The organism is Acidovorax sp. 62 (genome assembly GCF_002754495.1).
GTDB lineage: Bacteria > Pseudomonadota > Gammaproteobacteria > Burkholderiales > Burkholderiaceae_C > Acidovorax.
Map to the genome: position 1 here is coordinate 3,280,241 of NZ_PEFJ01000001.1, position 15,260 is coordinate 3,295,500.

Genomic DNA, 15,260 nt, shown 5'->3' on the forward strand with positions numbered 1-15,260 from the left:
ATCATGGACTCCAGCCAAGACAAAGAACTACCCGCCACGGAGCGCAAATTACAGAATGCGCGCAAGGATGGCCAGGGCGCGCGTTCGCGCGATTTGTCGCACCTGGCGATCCTGGGGGTTGGCGCCGCCAGCGTTCTGGCCTTGGCTCCCACCCTGATGGACCACCTGCAGCACGCCCTGGGTCGGCAGCTGATGTTCGATGCCAAAGTGGTCATGACTCCAGCCTCTATGCTGGAGCGCATGCAGGTCATGGTGATGGTGGGCCTGGTGGCCAGCGTGGTCTTCGCCCTGCTGACCAGCGCAGCGGCCATCATCAGCGCAGTGGGCGCGGGCGGCTGGATTTTCAGCGCCAAGCCCATCACCCCCCAGTTCAGCCGCCTGAACCCGCTCACCGGTTTCACCAACCTGTTTTCCAAGCAGCAACTGGCCAATGTGGCCAAGATGGTGTTCATGACCTCTGTGCTGTCGTTCGTGGCATGGAAATACATGGGCAACAGCATCGAAAGCATTGCCATGCTGGTGGCCCAGCCCTCCACCAGCGCCATCCGCTTCATGGCCGACTGGCTCACCACGGGTGTGAGCATGCTGTTGCTGGTGGTGTTTCTGGCAGCACTGGTGGACATTCCACTGCAAGCCTTCTTCTTCAAATCCGGGCTCAAGATGTCCCACGAAGAAGTGAAGCAAGAGCACAAGGAATCCGAAGGCGACCCTCACACCAAGGGACGCATCCGCCAAAAGCAGCGCGAACTGGCAGACCGCGCCAGCGTGAGCGCCGTGCCCAAGGCCGACTTTGTGGTGATGAACCCCACCCACTACGCCGTGGCCCTGAAGTACGACGAAGCCACCATGGCCGCGCCCCAGGTGATTGCACGCGGCACCGACCTGGTGGCCATGCGCATCCGCGATCTGGCCAAGGGCCACGAAATCCCCGTATTGCAATCGCCCATGCTGGCGCGGGCACTGTATGCCCACGCCGAACTGGACCAGGCCATTCCTGCCACGCTGTACACCGCCGTGGCCCAGGTGCTGGCCTATGTGTACCGACTCAAGGCCGCGCTGCGCGGCGAAGGCCGCATGCCTGGCGAGCTGATTGAGCCCTATGTCCCCCCTGAGCTGGATCCGCTGAACAAGCTCTCTGCCAAAGGCGCTGCTGTATGAACACCTCTGTCAACTCCCTGAGGCTGTGGGCAGGCAAGAACACCTCCGTCTTGCAAGGCATGTCCGCACCACTGCTGGTGGTGGCGATCCTGGCGCTGATGGTGCTGCCCATCCCCGCCTGGCTGCTGGATGCCTTTTTCACCCTGAACATCGCCGTGGCCTTGATGGTGATGATGGTGGCGGCCTACATGATCCGGCCACTGGACTTTGCAGCTTTCCCGTCCGTGTTGCTGCTCACCACGCTGATGCGCCTGTCGCTGAACGTGGCTTCCACCCGCGTGGTGCTGCTCGAAGGCCACACGGGCCCCGGCGCCGCTGGCGCGGTGATTGAGGCCTTCGGGCACTTCCTGATCGGCGGCAACTTTGCTGTCGGTCTGATCGTGTTTGCGATTCTGGTGGTCATCAACTTCATCGTGGTGACCAAGGGCGCCGAGCGTATTGCCGAGGTGTCTGCCCGCTTCACCCTGGACGCCATGCCAGGCAAGCAAATGGCCGTGGATGCCGACCTGAACGCAGGCCTGATCGACGAAAAGGAAGCCAAGCGCCGCCGCGCTGAAGTGGGCGAAGAAGCCAACTTCTTCGGCTCCATGGACGGCGCCTCCAAGTTCGTGCGAGGGGACGCGGTGGCCGGTATCCTGATTTTGCTGATCAACATCGTGGGTGGCTTCACGATCGGCATTCTTCAGCACGGCCTCACGGCCAAGCAGGCTGCCGACAGCTACATCCTGCTGGCCATCGGTGATGCACTGGTGGCGCAGATTCCTGGCCTGTTGATCTCGGTGGCGGCTGCCATGGTGGTCTCGCGCGTGGGCAAAGAGCAGGACATGGGTCGCCAGATCGTGCAGCAGCTGTTCATGTCGCCCCGTGTGCTGGGCGTGACGGCAGGCATTCTGATCATGCTGGGCCTCATCCCTGGCATGCCGCACATCGTGTTTTTGGTGATTGGCGGCTCGCTGGGCTACTGGGCTTGGGTGCTGTACCAGCGCCAGCAAATCCCGCCAGAGCCCGAAGCCCCGCCCGCCCCCATCGCAGCCGATGGGGAGGCCACCTGGGACGACCTGCAGCCCATTGACCTGCTGGGCCTGGAACTGGGCTACCGACTGATTTCGCTGGTGGACAAAAGCCGCCAGGGCGACCTGCTCACCCGCATCAAGGGCGTGCGCCGCAAGTTTGCGCAAGAGGTGGGCTTCCTGCCCCCTGCTGTGCACGTGCGAGACAACCTCGAACTCAAGCCCAGCGGCTATCGCATCACCCTGCGCGGCGTGGTGGTGGGCGAGGGCGAAGCCTTCCCCGGCATGTTCCTGGCCATCAACCCCGGCGGCATCACCACACCCCTCATCGGCACCCCCACCACCGACCCCGCTTTCGGTTTGCCTGCGCACTGGATTGACGACCGGCAAAAGGAAGCGGCACAAATGGCGGGTTTTACCGTCGTTGATTCAGAAACCGTGATGGCGACGCATTTGTCACACTTGATGCAAGTCCAGGCAGCCAAGCTCCTCAGTCGCACCGAAACCCAGCAACTGGTGGAACACGTGGCAAAACTGGCCCCCAAGCTCATCGAAGAAGTGGTTCCGAAAATGGTCTCGATCGCAACGTTCCAGAAAGTTCTCCAGCTGCTGCTGGAAGAGTCTGTGCACATCCGCGACATCCGCACCATCATCGAAACCCTGGCAGAGCATGCAGGCTCCGTCGCAGACCCTGTGGAGCTGGCCCGGCGCGTGCGCATTGCACTGTCGCCTGCCATCGTCCAGCAGATCTACGGCCCGACCCGCGAACTCAACGTCATCGCCATCGAGCCTGGGCTGGAACGCCTTCTGGTGCAGGCCTTGGGCAACGCCTCCGGCCCCGCGCTGGACCCCGGCGTCGCCGACATCCTGACCCAAAAGGCGGCCGAAGTGGCACTCAAACAGGAAGAGATGGGCTTACCCGCCTGCCTGCTGGTGCCTGACCAGATCCGCAACGCCATCTCCCGCCTGGTGCGCCGCGTCGCCCCCCGCCTGCAGGTGCTTGCGCACAGTGAAATTCCTGAGACCCACACCATCCGGATTGGGCCCATTCTCAAAGGTGCATCAGCATGAACATCAAACGCTTTACCGCCCCCACCTCCCGCGAGGCATTGGCCAAGGCGCGCATGGCCTTTGGCGAGGGCACCCTCATCCTGTCCAACCGCCCCACCGCCAACGGCGTGGAAGTGGTGGCTACTGCAGAAGACACCTTGTCGGCACTCGACAACGCAGCCCAGAACGCAGGCGGCCCGACGGGCTCCATGGGCTCGCAAGGCAAGTCGCTGCAAGGTGGCCGTGATTTTCAGGATTCGCGCAGCGCCCTGCACGAGCCCCTGCTGGCCCCCAAGAGCGCCGCCCGTGCACCGGTACGCCCCATGCAGATTGCGGCCACTGCCAACCGTCACAACCCGGTGGAAGAAGACACCGAGCAACTGGCCATGAGCACGCTGTCCTTCCAAGACTACGTGCGTGAACGCATGCTGCGCCGCCGCCATGAAGTGATGAACGGCCCGGCCGAGCCGCCAACGTTTGCCGAGCGCAGCCGCGACCAAGACCGCGACTTCCCCCGCGAGCGCCCCGCTGCCCCAGCCGTGGTGCGCCACAACCCTCTGCGCTCCATCCCGATGGACCTGCCAGAGCCGCCTCCTCGCCGCAAGGCCGAAGCCGCAGCGCCCGCCGCCTCCATGGCCCAGCAGCAAAGCCTGATGAACGAGCTGCAGGCCATGAAGGAGATGATTGAAGACCGCTTCAACACCATGGCCTGGCTGGGCCAGGCCAAGCAAAACCCCATCCAGTCGAACCTGATGCTGAAGATGATCCGTGCAGGCTACTCGCCCGCACTGGCCCGCGCCGTGCTGGAGCGCATGCCCGAGGACCTGTCGGCAGGCGACGCTGTGCGCTGGCTCATGGATGTGCTCGAGCGCAACCTCAAGACCGACGAGAACGAAGCGCCGCTGTACGAGCAAGGCGGCATCTTTGCCCTGGTCGGCTCTACCGGCGTGGGCAAAACCACCACCACCGCCAAGCTGGCCGCGCTGTGCGCCCGCGTGCATGGCCCTGGCAGTGTGGGCCTGATCACGCTGGACACCTACCGCGTGGGGGCCCACGAACAACTGCGCACCTACGGCCGCATGCTGGGCATCGTGGCGCACCTGGCCCACGACCGTGCCGCACTGCAAGACCTGCTGGGCCTGCTCAGTGGCAAGAAAATGGTGCTGATCGACACCACTGGCGTCGCGCCGCGCGATCCCCGCAAGCGCAGCATGCTGGACGTGCTGGACCTGCCCCGCGTGAACCGGCTGCTGGTGCTCAATGCCGGCTGCCACGGAGACACGCTGGACGATGTGCTCACCTCTTTCAAGACCGCTGGCTCGCAGCAGGCCATCCTGTCCAAGGTGGACGAAGCCGTGAAGCTGGGGCCCTCGATTGATGCGCTGATCCGCCACCAGATGGTGCTGCGCGGCGTCACCAACGGCCAGCGGGTGCCTGAAGACTGGGAACCCGCCGAAGCGCACAAACTCATCAGCACCTCCATGCGCGCGCCCGTGAAGTCGGCGTTTGACCCCAAGGCGTCAGACCTGAACTACTACTTCTCGAACGCCCCCGAGGCCCTGACAGAGAAAGGACTTGTGGATGCTTGATACCGGCTTTCACCAGGCGGCAGGCCTGAGCAGCTTCACACCGCAAGCCCAGTTGCGCGTGCTGGCGGTGGCCAGCCAGGAGCGCGCCTCCAGCGGGCTGGAGATGCTCTGGCAGATTTGCGCCAACCTGCAGCGCCTGGGCTACCCCGTGATGGTGCTGGACGGTACCGCACTGGAAACCGACGACACCCCAGGCCTGAGCCATGTGCTGCAGCAAGCCCCCTGGAACGACGGCCTGGGCTCCAGCGCCAGCGCCTCGGTCACCTCGGTGGCCGTGATCCCTGCGGCGAGGGGCCTGCACCAACTGCAGCGGCAGGCCTACACCGAAGGCGCCCCACCGCTGCAAGGGCTGCTGCCGTATTTCCGCGCCTACGGGCTGCTGGTGTTGCACGCCCCGGCAGGGCTGTTGGGCCCCTTGCTTACGCACACCAGCACCATCCCGCTGGCGGTGATGGAGGGCGGCTCCGCCGGTGTTTTGTCCTGCTACAAAAGCCTCAAGCAAATTGCCACGCACTCCGGCCTGCCCTGCACCGTGGCCTCGGTGCTGCAAGGCGATGGCGCCAGCGAACGTCGCCGCACGCTGGGAGCGTTACGCACCTTGCAAGACTGCGCCGAACGCCACCTGGGCGGGCGCGTGCGCACGACCACCGTCTCGGCCAATAACCCTCATGACGTTCAACGCTTGGCCTTGCAACTGCTGGAAAACGCGGGCACCATCAGCGGACCGCTGACTGCGCTACCATCCAGCCACGTGACGGGTTTGTCGGGCACACCTGAGCCAACGCCCACCGTCTGGAGCCACTGATCTGATGTACACCGCCAAAGGCCAGCTCGATCGTGATGCGATGATCCGCCAGCATGTTCCGCTGGTGAGGAGGATTGCGCACCACATGATTGCCAAGCTGCCTCCCAACGTGGAACTGGACGACCTGATCCAGGTCGGCATGATGGGCTTGGCGGATGCCCTGTCGCGCTACGAAATGGCCCAGGGCGTTCAGTTTGAGACCTTTGCCACCCAGCGCATCCGTGGCGCCATGCTCGACGAATTGCGCGAGGGCGACTGGATGTCGCGCAGCTCCCGCAAGAGCCAAAAAGACATTGAGCACGCCGTGCACCGGCTGGAGCAAAAGCTGGGGCGCAGCCCGCTGGAGTCTGAAATTGCCGATGAGATGGAGCTGAGCCTAGCCGACTACCAAAGCCTGCTGGGCAAGGTGCGCGGCACGCAGCTGGTGTACCTGGAAGACATGACCCACGGCGAGGACGATGACGGTTTTCTGGACCGCCACGTGGCCGACGCTGCGGCCGACCCGGTGGAGTTGCTGCGCGACCAGCGGTTGCGCACATCGCTGGTCAACGCCATCAAAAGCCTGCCCGAGCGCGAGCAGCACATCATGGGCATGTACTACGAGCACGACATGAATCTCAAAGAGATTGCCGCCGTGCTGGGCGTAACCGAATCGCGCGTGTGCCAGCTGCACAGCCAGTCCATCGCCCGCCTGCGCGCCAAGATGCGCAGCCACTGACCCGGCCGCACTTAAACAAAATAGCTGCTAGCGCTTGTAAATAAAGCGCCAGCAGCTATTATTTTTATAGCAATTCAAACCCAAGAGATTCAACCCTGCGCCAGATTGCGCACGGGAAGTGGTGGCCGTCCGCTCAACCCAACGAGCGATAGATGCGCGCTACGCCGCCCGCCTTCGCGCCTGCGGCTTGCGGGTTGCCATAGGTGGCGGTCTGGGCTCCATCGGCCTGCGGCACCACCACGGCCACCTGGCGGTCGGTCAACACCGCCACACGAGCCAGGTTGTCTCGCTGGATGGCCAAGTGTTGGCCAACGGCTGCCAGGCGCTGCTGGAATTGGGGGGGAAGTTCAGAAACTTGCTGGTGCTGCGCTTGCTCCAGCACCCAGGTGAAGCGCGCCGCCGCATCGCGCAGCGCGGTGCTGGCAATCTCCAGCGAGGGAGCGTCCAGTGCCAGCAAGGCGGCAGACACCTTTTCGATGTGTTGCTCTACCGTGGTGAGGGCTTCTTCTAACGACATGGTGGTGGTGCGCTAGACAAAGCCTGGGATCAGGCGTTTATCCGCGGGCGCGAGAAAAGATTTCTTGCGCATTGGACAGCAATTTGTCCGCAATCGCATCCGCATCCACCGAAAAAGTGCCGTTATTGATGGCAGCACGCACTTCGCTCACGCGCTTGGCGTCGAAATCGCTGGTGGTGCGACCAGGCTGCTCCAGGGCACGGGCCGAGCTGGACACAGTGACAGGCACACCGGCGGCCGACGCAGCAGCAGCGCCTTTTGCCACCCCTTCCGCAGCAGGGGCTGGACTTTTGGCTTGCTTGGCAAGCCCCGTCTGCGCCAATGCGCCCGGGAGTTCCGGTTTTTGACCTATCTTCATCGCTCTCTCCACCACCCCGTGTGATGTGGGGCTCAGTAGCAATGTTTTCGACCCGTTTTGGGCGGACTTTAGCTATTTGTGCGGGCAAATCCTCAAAGAGTGATGGTCACTGTTCCATCTTCAGCCACAATGCCGCTCACTACGCGACCATTATCCATTCTGACGCGCACAGTCTGCCCGACGGTGCCTGCGGACAACGCTTGCCCTGCAGAAACCACAGCATAACCCGGCCCCTGGGCAGAAACACGCACCTGCGCACCTGCGCGGAAAATGCTGGGCGCCTTGACCATGGATTGGCGCAAGGCCTGCCCGGCCATCAACTGGCGCGAGGCGGTCTGGCCCACCCAGGCCTCAGGGTTGGCCACCACCGGGGCGGGGTCGGCCGCCCAGTCCACCTCGGCTTGCGTGGCGTCGTTGGCAGTCAGCACGGCGCCGGGCGCCACGTTGCCGGTCAGCACCCAGGCGGGGCCCCAGGCCTTGATGGTGACGGGCAAGAACACATTCCAGGGCGAACGCCCCTCGACGCACCGCAGCCCCAGCCGGGTGCGCCCCCACAGGCGCGAGCCTGCAGGCAAATACGGCTCCACCCTGGCACAGGGGGCCAGGTTCAAGCGGCTGTCCAGCGCGCCCACGCTCACTTCCATGCGCAGCGTGGCGCCTGCCGCCTGGTTGCGGGCCAGGGCGTCGTCCAGCCAGTGCTGGGTCAGGTTGCCCAGCTCGGCGGCGGGGTCAGCCACCGCCTGGGCCTGGGCGGCGCCCACGGCCAATACCCCCCAAAGTGCCATGAGGGCCAGGCCAACGCTGCGCAGGGATGAAAGGGAAGGCATGGTGCGCTCTCCGGTAAAAGCGCCGACAAACCGCGGCGCGGTGGGACGGACCAGCGCCACGCCGTCCGCCTGAAGGGCCCGCGCACGGTTGCCAGGGAGCACCGCCAGCGCAGCAGGGCTCTGGGTACAGCACCCAGGCCTGCGGGCCATTCCAACGCATTCACTATAGGCCGCCAAGCCCCAGGGCAAAGCCCGAAACTGCCCAGCCATTTCCGCGTTCTTCGGGCTTTAGAAAAAAGCCGCCATTTCCATAATCGAACCACGCCAAAACCCGCACCGGGCCGTGGCGGCAAGCGATACAGGATGTGAGGCAACCATGCTTGACAAGATGACCAACCAGCTGGGATTTCAAGGCAACGCGCTGATACTGCGCGCCGAGCGCCAGCGCATCATCGCCAGCAACATTGCCAACGCAGACACCCCCGGCTACGTGTCGCGGGATTTCGACTTTGCCAAAACCTTGCGTGAAGCCACTGAATCGGGTGCCAGCAGCGTCGTGAAGAACCTGGCCACCGGTGGCACAGGCCCCGCCGTGAGCACCGCCACGTCAGACCCCCGGCATTTTCAAGCCACCACCACAGGTTCGGGCTCGGCATCCGCACTCTCAGGCCCCAGCAAGCTGGGCTATGCCGTGCAGACCCAGCCCGCGCTGGACAACAACTCGGTGGACCTGGACCGCGAACGCTCGAACTTCGTGGACAACGCCGTGCGCTACGAGGCCACGCTGCGCTTCATCAACGGCAACGCCAAAACCATGCTCAGCGCCATCCAGGGCCAGTAAGCCAGCGCAGAAAGCGAGACGCCCCATGTCCATGTTCTCCATCTTCAATGTGTCCAGCAGCGCCATCAGCGCGCAGTCACAGCGCCTGAACGTCGTGGCCAGCAACCTGGCCAACGTCGATGCGGTGGCGGGCCCCGATGGCAAGGCGTACAAGGCGCGCCAGGTGGTGTTTCAAACCGCCCCCATGGGCTCAGACGCCGCTGCAGGCGTGAAAGTGACCTCCATCAAGGAAAGCGATGCGCCAGGCCGCAAGGTGCATGACCCCTCACACCCCTCGGCCGACGAGCAGGGCTACGTGACGCACTCCAACGTGAACGCCGTGGAGGAAATGGTGAACATGATTTCCGCCTCGCGCTCGTACCAGAACAACGTCGAGGTCATGAACACGGCCAAGTCGCTGCTCCTCAAAACCCTGCAAATGGGCCAGTAAGCCCCAGGAGACTTCAGCATGATCCTCAGTTCGACCAAAGCCACCACCTCGACCTCGTCCACCAGTGGTACGTCCAGCTCCACCACCAGCGTGGCAGACCCCAACACCGACCCCAATGCAGCGCAGGACCGGTTCCTCAAACTGCTGGTGGCGCAGCTCAACAACCAGGACCCGATGAACCCTCTGGACAACGCCCAGATGACATCGCAAATGGCGCAGATCAACACAGTGACGGGCATCCAGCAGCTGAACCAGACCATGGCCAGCATGTCAGCGCAGTTCAACTCGCTGCAGGTCATGCAGGGCACGGCCCTGGTGGGCCGCAGTGTGATGACCGAAGGCAACAGCGTGTCCATCACCGACAAGACCGGCAAGGGCGGGTTCGAACTGGGCTCTGCAGCCACCGGGGTCAAGGTCGAGATCCTGACCGCTGGCGGCCAAGTGGTGGACACCGTGGACCTGGGCGCACAAAGCGCCGGTCGCCACACCTTTGACTGGGATGCCAGCAAGTACACGGGCTCTACCGAAGGCCTGCAGTTCCGCGTCACCGCCGTCAACGGCTCCACCAAGCTCGACTCCACCGCGCTCGCGCTGTCCAAGGTGACCGCTGCAGGCGCTGAGGACGGCCAACTGGTGCTGAGCCTGTCCAACGGCAAGACCATCAATTACAGCCAGATCAAGGCCCTGGTGTAACGCCAGACCCCAACGCATCGCACGCACTGCCCAACCAGGAGAACACCATGAGTTTCCAGCAAGGCCTCTCTGGCCTGAACGCCGCCAGCAAGAACCTGGACGTCATCGGCCACAACATTGCCAATGCCAACACCACCGGCTTCAAGGCCTCGCGTGCAGAGTTTGCCGAGATGGTAGCTTCGGCCATTGGCTCCACAGGCGGAACCAACGCTGGCATTGGCGTGGAAACCGCCAACGTGGCACAGCAATTCACCCAGGGCAACCTGACCATCACGGGCAACAGCCTGGATGTGGCCATCAATGGCAATGGCTTCTTCACCGTGACCCAGCCTGACGGAACGCTGGCCTATACCCGCGCCGGCAACTTCAAGCTGGACAAAGAAGGCAACATGGTGACCAACGACAACGACAAGGTCATGGGTTACCCCGTAGACCCTGTCACCGGCCTGCGCACCGGCACCGACCCGATACCGCTGGTGTTCCCCACAGCCCAGCCTATTCCGGCCAAGCAGACAACAAAGATCACGGCCGACTTCAATCTGCCAGCCACTGCCCCCGACGCAGCGGGCAACCCCACGGCGACGCCCCCCGTGCCCGCCACACCACGTGCCACGTACGGCACATCGATCAACGTCTACGACAGCCAAGGCGTGGCCAAGCCGATCAATCTGTACTTTCAGAAAACCGCCACGGCCAACACCTGGGACGTGTACGACAAGCTGGACGACCCCACCGCGGCGCCCCCAGTGGTGGCCACGCCCATTGGGCAGATCACCTTCGACAACACCGGCAAAATCATTGGCCCCGCCGCAACACCTCCGGCCACGGGGTTCCAGCTGCCACTCAGCGTCAACCCAAGCCCCCCCAACCCCAACAACCTGCCAGCATTCAACGTGGCCGTGAGCCTGGACAACGTTTCGGAGGGTGGGTCGAAATTTACCGTGTCCAACCTCAGCCAGGATGGCTACACCATTGGCGAGCTGACAGGCATCAACATCGAAAACAACGGGATGATCATGACCCGTTACTCCAACGGGGTAACCCGCTCGGAGGGGCAGATCGCGCTGTCGAGCTTTCGCAACACCCAGGGCCTGGCCTCGGTGGGCGGTAACAAATGGGTGTCGACCTTTGAATCCGGCCAACCCGTCGTGGGCACCGCCACCGATGGCAATTTTGGTGGCCTGCGCTCAGGCGCCCTGGAAGACTCCACCGTCGACCTGACGGCCGAGCTGGTCAACATGATGACCGCCCAGCGCGCCTACCAGGCCAACGCCCAGACCATCAAGACGCAAGACCAGGTGATGTCCACCCTGGTGAACCTGAGATGACACACCCCCTGAGTCGCTGCGCGCCTTCCCCCTCTCTCTACGCGCTGCGCGCTATGGGAGTGGGACGCAGCCAGCGCGGCGGGGCGGCCCTTGCGCGGCTGCCTCGGCTTGGGCCGCGCCAGCTGCACGCGCTGTGGACTGCGTGCGGAAACACAGGGAACTGAGAGGAACATCACGCCATGGACCGCATCATCTACACCAGCATGACAGGGGCCAAAGCCGCAGAGCACCGGCAAGCGGTGCTGGCCAACAACCTGGCCAATGCGTCCACCAACGGCTTTCGGGCAGAGATGTCCACCTTCCGCTCGGTGCCCGTGCAAGGCAATGGATCGACCACGCGAGTCTTCGCGCTGGAGGCCACCTCGGGCTACCTGAACACGGCAGGCCCCGCCAAGACCACTGGCCGCAACCTCGACGCCATGGCCATGGGCAACGCCTGGTTTGCCGTGCAAGGGCTCGACGGGCTGGAGGCCTACACCCGTGCGGGCTCGTTCGATGTGTCGGCCGCCGGCCAGCTGGTCACGCCCTCGGGCCTGCCGGTGCTGTCTGACGGCGGAGCCCCGATTGACGTGCCCCCCCGCGCCGAAGTGACCCTGGGCGCCGACGGCACCATCACGGCCAAGACGGCAGGCCAGCCCCCGCAGGCGCTGGGGCGGCTGAAGCTGGCATCGCCCACGGCAGAAGACCCGCTCAAGCGCGGGGACGACGGCCTGTTTCGCACCGCCTCGGGCGACCCCATGCCCAACGATGCCACAGCCCGCATGCTCAGCGGTGCGGTGGAGGGCTCGAACGTGAACACCGTGGAAAGCATGGTGGGCATGATCGCCGCGTCCCGCCAGTTCGAGCAACAGATGAAGCTGCTGCAAACGGCTGAAACCAACGACAAATCGGCTGCGCAGTTGCTCAGCCTCAATGGCTGAGGCCAAGCCCGTCGCCCCACGCTGAACCGAACGCAAGGAAACCGCCATGTTCACCGCCCTCTACACCGCCAAGTCCGGCATGACTGTGCAGCAGACCAATATCGACCTGCACTCGCACAATCTGTCCAACGTATCCACCACGGGCTTCAAGCGCAACTTCGCCAACATCGAAGACCTGGCCTACCAGAACTACCGCCAGGTGGGTGCCGCCGCCACCGAGCAAAACCAGTTGCCCACCGGGCTGCACATGGGGCTGGGGGCGCGCACGGTGTCCATCGGGCGCAACTTTGAGCAGGGCAGCCTGCAAGAGTCCAAGAACAACCTGGACGTGGCCATCAACGGCAATGGCTTTTTTGAAGTGACCATGCCCGACGGCACCATCGGCTACACCCGCGACGGCTCGTTCAAGGTGGATGCGCAAGGGCGCATGGTGACCTCGGGCGGCCTGCCGGTGGCCAATGGCATCACCGTGCCCGCCAATGCCACCAGCATCAGCATCAGCAGCGATGGCGCCGTGTCGGCCACCGTGCCGGGCAACACTGCGCCCCAGCCGCTGGGCACGCTGGCCATGTCGGGCTTTGTGAACGTTGGCGGGCTGGAGCCCATCGGGCAAAACCTGTTCAAGGAATCGGCGGCGTCGGGCCAGCCCCAGCAGGGCACGCCCGGCACCAACGGTCTGGGCATCATCAAGCAAGGGTTTTTGGAGTCGTCCAACGTCAACGTGGTGGAAGAACTGGTGAACATGATCCAGACCCAACGTGCTTACGAGATGAATTCCAAGGCCATCACCACCACCGACCAAATGCTGGCCAAGCTGAGCCAGCTGTAACCCACACGCACCACGGACCCTACCCCAGGTCCCCAGGAAGGCACGCCATGAACCGCACCACTGCAGCCCCCTTGGTCGCAGGCACACATACCGCCTGCACACGCACTGCCCGCCCACGCCATGGGCTTTGGGCGGTCACGGGCGTGCTCGCCAGCCTGCTAGCCACGGGCTGCGCCAGCCTGTCGCCAACACCGCCTGTGGACATCCTGCCCACCACCCCGCCGCAGCTCAGCATTGCGCCGCGTGCGGCGCCTCAGCCAGCCAACGGAAGTTTGTTCAACACCGCCAGCTACCGGCCAGCGTTTGAAGACCGCCGGGCCCGGCTGGTGGGCGATCTGGTCACGATCCAGATCGTGGAAAACGTGACGGCCAAGCAAGAGTCCTCCTCCACACTGGACCGCTCGGCCAACGTCTCCAATGCCGTAACAGCACTGCCCTTTGTGGGGGCAAGCGATGTCGGCAAGCTGGGACTCGGCGCCAAGTCTGGCAACGCGTTCTCCGGCAAGGGCGGCACCGAAAGCGCCAACACGTTCTCTGGCTCCATCACCGCCACTGTGATCGATGTCTTGCCCAACGGGCACCTCGTGGTGGCTGGCGAGAAGCAAATCGGCGTGAACCAGAACGTGGACGTGCTGCGCTTTTCCGGCACCATCGATCCGCGCGTGATGCAGCCCGGCAGCATCATCAACTCCACCCAGGTGGCCAACGTGCGCATCGAGTCGCGCGGCCGTGGCTCGCAAGGCGAGGTGCAGGCACAGGGCTGGCTGGGCCGGTTCTTCAACAAGGTCACGCCGTTCTGATCCGCACATGCCGGTGCCAAAGCGCCGCTGGCTGTCTGCATGCGCAGGGGGCCAGCGGCTTTTTCATGTCCGGACTGCACGTGCCGCACGCACCACACGCTTCAATTACTATCAAATTTATAGCTGCCAGCGCTTTACCAGTGCGCGCTAGGTGGCATTTTTATTGATATTTCTCGCCAAGTGGCGTCTAGGGCGGCGCCCACGCTTGAAGCGGCGGGCACCGCGCAGATCGCAGGCAAAAGGCTGGTGAACCGGCTTCTTTTTGGGTTTTAGTTTTTGCCATGGCAACCCACAATGGAAGCCATGAAAGCCTCGTCCCACTCCCTTTGGCCGCGCAAACTGCGCGCACTCTGGCTCCTGCTGGCCGCAGTGCTGGCGGCCGCCGCGCCCACCGCGCACGCCGTGCGCATCAAGGAAGTGGCGGCGGTGCAAGGCGTGCGCAGCAACCAGCTCACAGGCTATGGCCTGGTCGTGGGGCTGGACGGCACGGGTGACCAGACCACCCAGATGCCCTACACCACGCAGGCTATGTCCAACTACCTGCAGCAAATGGGCATCACCCTGCCGCCCGGCACGGCCTCGCAGCTGCAGCTCAAGAACGTGGCGGCCGTGATCGTCACCACCCAATTGCCCGCTTTTGCCCAGCCGGGGCAGATGCTGGATGTGAATGTGTCATCGATGGGCAACTCCAAGTCGCTCAAGGGCGGCACGCTCATTGCCACCCCGCTGCGCGGCGCCGACGGCGAGATCTACGCCCTGGCCCAGGGCAACCTGGTGGTGGGCGGCGCAGGCGCTTCGGCAGGTGGCAGCAAAGTGCAAATCAACCACCTGTCGGCAGGTCGTATTCCACAAGGCGCCCAGGTCGAGCGGTCGGTCCCCACCCCGTTGAACGAGGGCGACACCATCAACCTGGGGCTGAACGCATCGGACTTCCAGACCGCACGCAAGGTGGCCCAGACCATCAACGCCAAGCTGGGCAACGGCCTGGCCACCGCCCTGGACGGGCGCACCGTGCAGGTGCGCGCACCGCAAGACCCAGGCGCACGGGTGGGCTTCATTGCCGATCTGGAAGAGCTGCCACTCGAAAATTCCACCCCCGCCGCCAAGGTGGTCATCAACGCCCGCACTGGCTCCATCGTGCTGAACCAGGCCGTGACGCTGGGCTCATGCGCCATTGCGCACGGCAACCTGTCCATCACCATCAGCTCCACCCCGGTCATCAGCCAGCCCAACCCGCTGTCGCAAGGGCAAACCGTGGTCACGCAAAAGAGCGACATCACCATCAACCAAGAGCCGGGCAACATCATCCAGATGCCGCCCTCGGCCCAACTGGCCGATGTGGTGCGCGCGCTGAACCAGCTGGGCGCCACGCCGCAAGACCTGCTGGCCATCTTGCAGGCCATCAAGGCGGCAGGTGCGCTGAATGCGGAGCTGGAGGTGATCTGAC

16 protein-coding genes are annotated in these 15,260 nt (G+C 64.0%); 13 read left to right on the forward strand and 3 right to left on the reverse strand.

Translation table 11 applies throughout. The features are described from left to right. Positions 1–3: 3 nt before the first annotated feature. Genes CLU86_RS14705 through CLU86_RS14725 form a run of 5 tightly spaced genes read left to right on the forward strand, consistent with a single transcriptional unit; the run spans position 4 to position 6,330 of the window. Positions 4–1,158 carry a flagellar biosynthesis protein FlhB gene (locus tag CLU86_RS14705; protein WP_099656770.1) on the forward strand — a complete coding sequence of 385 codons (1,155 nt, stop codon included), beginning with the start codon at positions 4–6 and terminating at the stop codon, positions 1,156–1,158. Further along, a complete protein-coding gene (gene flhA / locus CLU86_RS14710) occupies positions 1,155–3,239 on the forward strand; it encodes a flagellar biosynthesis protein FlhA (protein ID WP_099656771.1) in 2,085 nt (694 codons plus the stop codon). Before CLU86_RS14705 ends, flhA begins: the two co-directional genes overlap by 4 nt. After that, positions 3,236–4,807, forward strand: a complete 1,572-nt coding sequence (gene flhF, locus CLU86_RS14715) for a flagellar biosynthesis protein FlhF (protein WP_099742123.1) — start codon at positions 3,236–3,238, stop codon at positions 4,805–4,807. Before flhA ends, flhF begins: the two co-directional genes overlap by 4 nt. Continuing rightward, positions 4,800–5,612, forward strand: coding sequence for a hypothetical protein (locus CLU86_RS14720; protein WP_099742124.1), 813 nt, complete (start codon positions 4,800–4,802; stop codon positions 5,610–5,612). Before flhF ends, CLU86_RS14720 begins: the two co-directional genes overlap by 8 nt. 4 nt (positions 5,613–5,616) lie before the next feature. Continuing rightward, entirely contained in the window at positions 5,617–6,330 is a 714-nt protein-coding gene (locus CLU86_RS14725) for an RNA polymerase sigma factor FliA (RefSeq protein WP_099742125.1), read from the forward strand. Positions 6,331–6,463: 133 nt separating this feature from the next. Here the strand turns inward: CLU86_RS14725 and CLU86_RS14730 are convergent, their stop codons facing one another. The 3 genes from CLU86_RS14730 to flgA form a co-directional block, all read right to left on the reverse strand. Beyond that, positions 6,464–6,847 carry a hypothetical protein gene (locus tag CLU86_RS14730; protein ID WP_099742126.1) on the reverse strand — a complete coding sequence of 128 codons (384 nt, stop codon included), beginning with the start codon at positions 6,845–6,847 and terminating at the stop codon, positions 6,464–6,466. A gap of 37 nt (positions 6,848–6,884) precedes the next feature. Next, on the reverse strand, positions 6,885–7,205 hold the full coding sequence (flgM, locus tag CLU86_RS14735; protein ID WP_099742127.1) for a flagellar biosynthesis anti-sigma factor FlgM: 321 nt from the start codon (positions 7,203–7,205) through the stop codon (positions 6,885–6,887). 92 nt (positions 7,206–7,297) lie between these two features. Further along, a complete protein-coding gene (gene flgA, locus CLU86_RS14740; protein WP_099742128.1) occupies positions 7,298–8,032 on the reverse strand; it encodes a flagellar basal body P-ring formation chaperone FlgA in 735 nt (244 codons plus the stop codon). A 316-nt stretch (positions 8,033–8,348) separates the two neighbouring features. Between flgA and flgB the strand changes: the two genes are divergently transcribed. From flgB to CLU86_RS14780, 8 genes are all read left to right on the forward strand, one after another. Further along, positions 8,349–8,813: a flagellar basal body rod protein FlgB gene (gene flgB, locus CLU86_RS14745; RefSeq protein WP_099742129.1), complete on the forward strand. Its 465-nt coding sequence runs from the start codon at positions 8,349–8,351 to the stop codon at positions 8,811–8,813. Between the two features lie 25 nt (positions 8,814–8,838). Next, complete coding sequence (gene flgC / locus CLU86_RS14750) at positions 8,839–9,243, forward strand: flagellar basal body rod protein FlgC (RefSeq protein WP_099656779.1); 405 nt, start codon at positions 8,839–8,841, stop codon at positions 9,241–9,243. A gap of 18 nt (positions 9,244–9,261) precedes the next feature. Beyond that, positions 9,262–9,936: a flagellar hook assembly protein FlgD gene (locus CLU86_RS14755; protein ID WP_099656780.1), complete on the forward strand. Its 675-nt coding sequence runs from the start codon at positions 9,262–9,264 to the stop codon at positions 9,934–9,936. Between the two features lie 47 nt (positions 9,937–9,983). Beyond that, positions 9,984–11,264 carry a flagellar hook protein FlgE gene (flgE, locus tag CLU86_RS14760; RefSeq protein WP_099742130.1) on the forward strand — a complete coding sequence of 427 codons (1,281 nt, stop codon included), beginning with the start codon at positions 9,984–9,986 and terminating at the stop codon, positions 11,262–11,264. A gap of 179 nt (positions 11,265–11,443) precedes the next feature. Continuing rightward, a complete protein-coding gene (flgF, locus tag CLU86_RS14765; protein WP_099742131.1) occupies positions 11,444–12,184 on the forward strand; it encodes a flagellar basal-body rod protein FlgF in 741 nt (246 codons plus the stop codon). 46 nt (positions 12,185–12,230) lie between these two features. Next, on the forward strand, positions 12,231–13,013 hold the full coding sequence (gene flgG / locus CLU86_RS14770) for a flagellar basal-body rod protein FlgG (protein ID WP_099656783.1): 783 nt from the start codon (positions 12,231–12,233) through the stop codon (positions 13,011–13,013). Between the two features lie 47 nt (positions 13,014–13,060). Further along, positions 13,061–13,813, forward strand: coding sequence for a flagellar basal body L-ring protein FlgH (locus tag CLU86_RS14775; RefSeq protein ID WP_099742132.1), 753 nt, complete (start codon positions 13,061–13,063; stop codon positions 13,811–13,813). Between the two features lie 294 nt (positions 13,814–14,107). Then, entirely contained in the window at positions 14,108–15,259 is a 1,152-nt protein-coding gene (locus CLU86_RS14780; RefSeq protein WP_099742133.1) for a flagellar basal body P-ring protein FlgI, read from the forward strand. The last annotated feature ends 1 nt before the right edge of the window (position 15,260 follow it).

Bases quoted from the DNA above. Each gene is read 5' to 3' on its own strand.
- flhA (WP_099656771.1), top strand. From the start codon at position 1,155: ATGAACACCTCTGTCAACTCCCTGAGGCTGTGGGCAGGCAAGAACACC.
- flgG (WP_099656783.1), top strand. From the start codon at position 12,231: ATGTTCACCGCCCTCTACACCGCCAAGTCCGGCATGACTGTGCAGCAG.
- flhF (WP_099742123.1), top strand. From the start codon at position 3,236: ATGAACATCAAACGCTTTACCGCCCCCACCTCCCGCGAGGCATTGGCC.
- CLU86_RS14720 (WP_099742124.1), top strand. From the start codon at position 4,800: ATGCTTGATACCGGCTTTCACCAGGCGGCAGGCCTGAGCAGCTTCACA.
- flgC (WP_099656779.1), top strand. From the start codon at position 8,839: ATGTCCATGTTCTCCATCTTCAATGTGTCCAGCAGCGCCATCAGCGCG.
- CLU86_RS14755 (WP_099656780.1), top strand. From the start codon at position 9,262: ATGATCCTCAGTTCGACCAAAGCCACCACCTCGACCTCGTCCACCAGT.
- flgA (WP_099742128.1), bottom strand. From the start codon at position 8,032: ATGCCTTCCCTTTCATCCCTGCGCAGCGTTGGCCTGGCCCTCATGGCA.
- flgM (WP_099742127.1), bottom strand. From the start codon at position 7,205: ATGAAGATAGGTCAAAAACCGGAACTCCCGGGCGCATTGGCGCAGACG.
- CLU86_RS14725 (WP_099742125.1), top strand. From the start codon at position 5,617: ATGTACACCGCCAAAGGCCAGCTCGATCGTGATGCGATGATCCGCCAG.
- CLU86_RS14775 (WP_099742132.1), top strand. From the start codon at position 13,061: ATGAACCGCACCACTGCAGCCCCCTTGGTCGCAGGCACACATACCGCC.
- flgF (WP_099742131.1), top strand. From the start codon at position 11,444: ATGGACCGCATCATCTACACCAGCATGACAGGGGCCAAAGCCGCAGAG.
- CLU86_RS14705 (WP_099656770.1), top strand. From the start codon at position 4: ATGGACTCCAGCCAAGACAAAGAACTACCCGCCACGGAGCGCAAATTA.
- flgB (WP_099742129.1), top strand. From the start codon at position 8,349: ATGCTTGACAAGATGACCAACCAGCTGGGATTTCAAGGCAACGCGCTG.
- CLU86_RS14780 (WP_099742133.1), top strand. From the start codon at position 14,108: ATGGAAGCCATGAAAGCCTCGTCCCACTCCCTTTGGCCGCGCAAACTG.
- CLU86_RS14730 (WP_099742126.1), bottom strand. From the start codon at position 6,847: ATGTCGTTAGAAGAAGCCCTCACCACGGTAGAGCAACACATCGAAAAG.
- flgE (WP_099742130.1), top strand. From the start codon at position 9,984: ATGAGTTTCCAGCAAGGCCTCTCTGGCCTGAACGCCGCCAGCAAGAAC.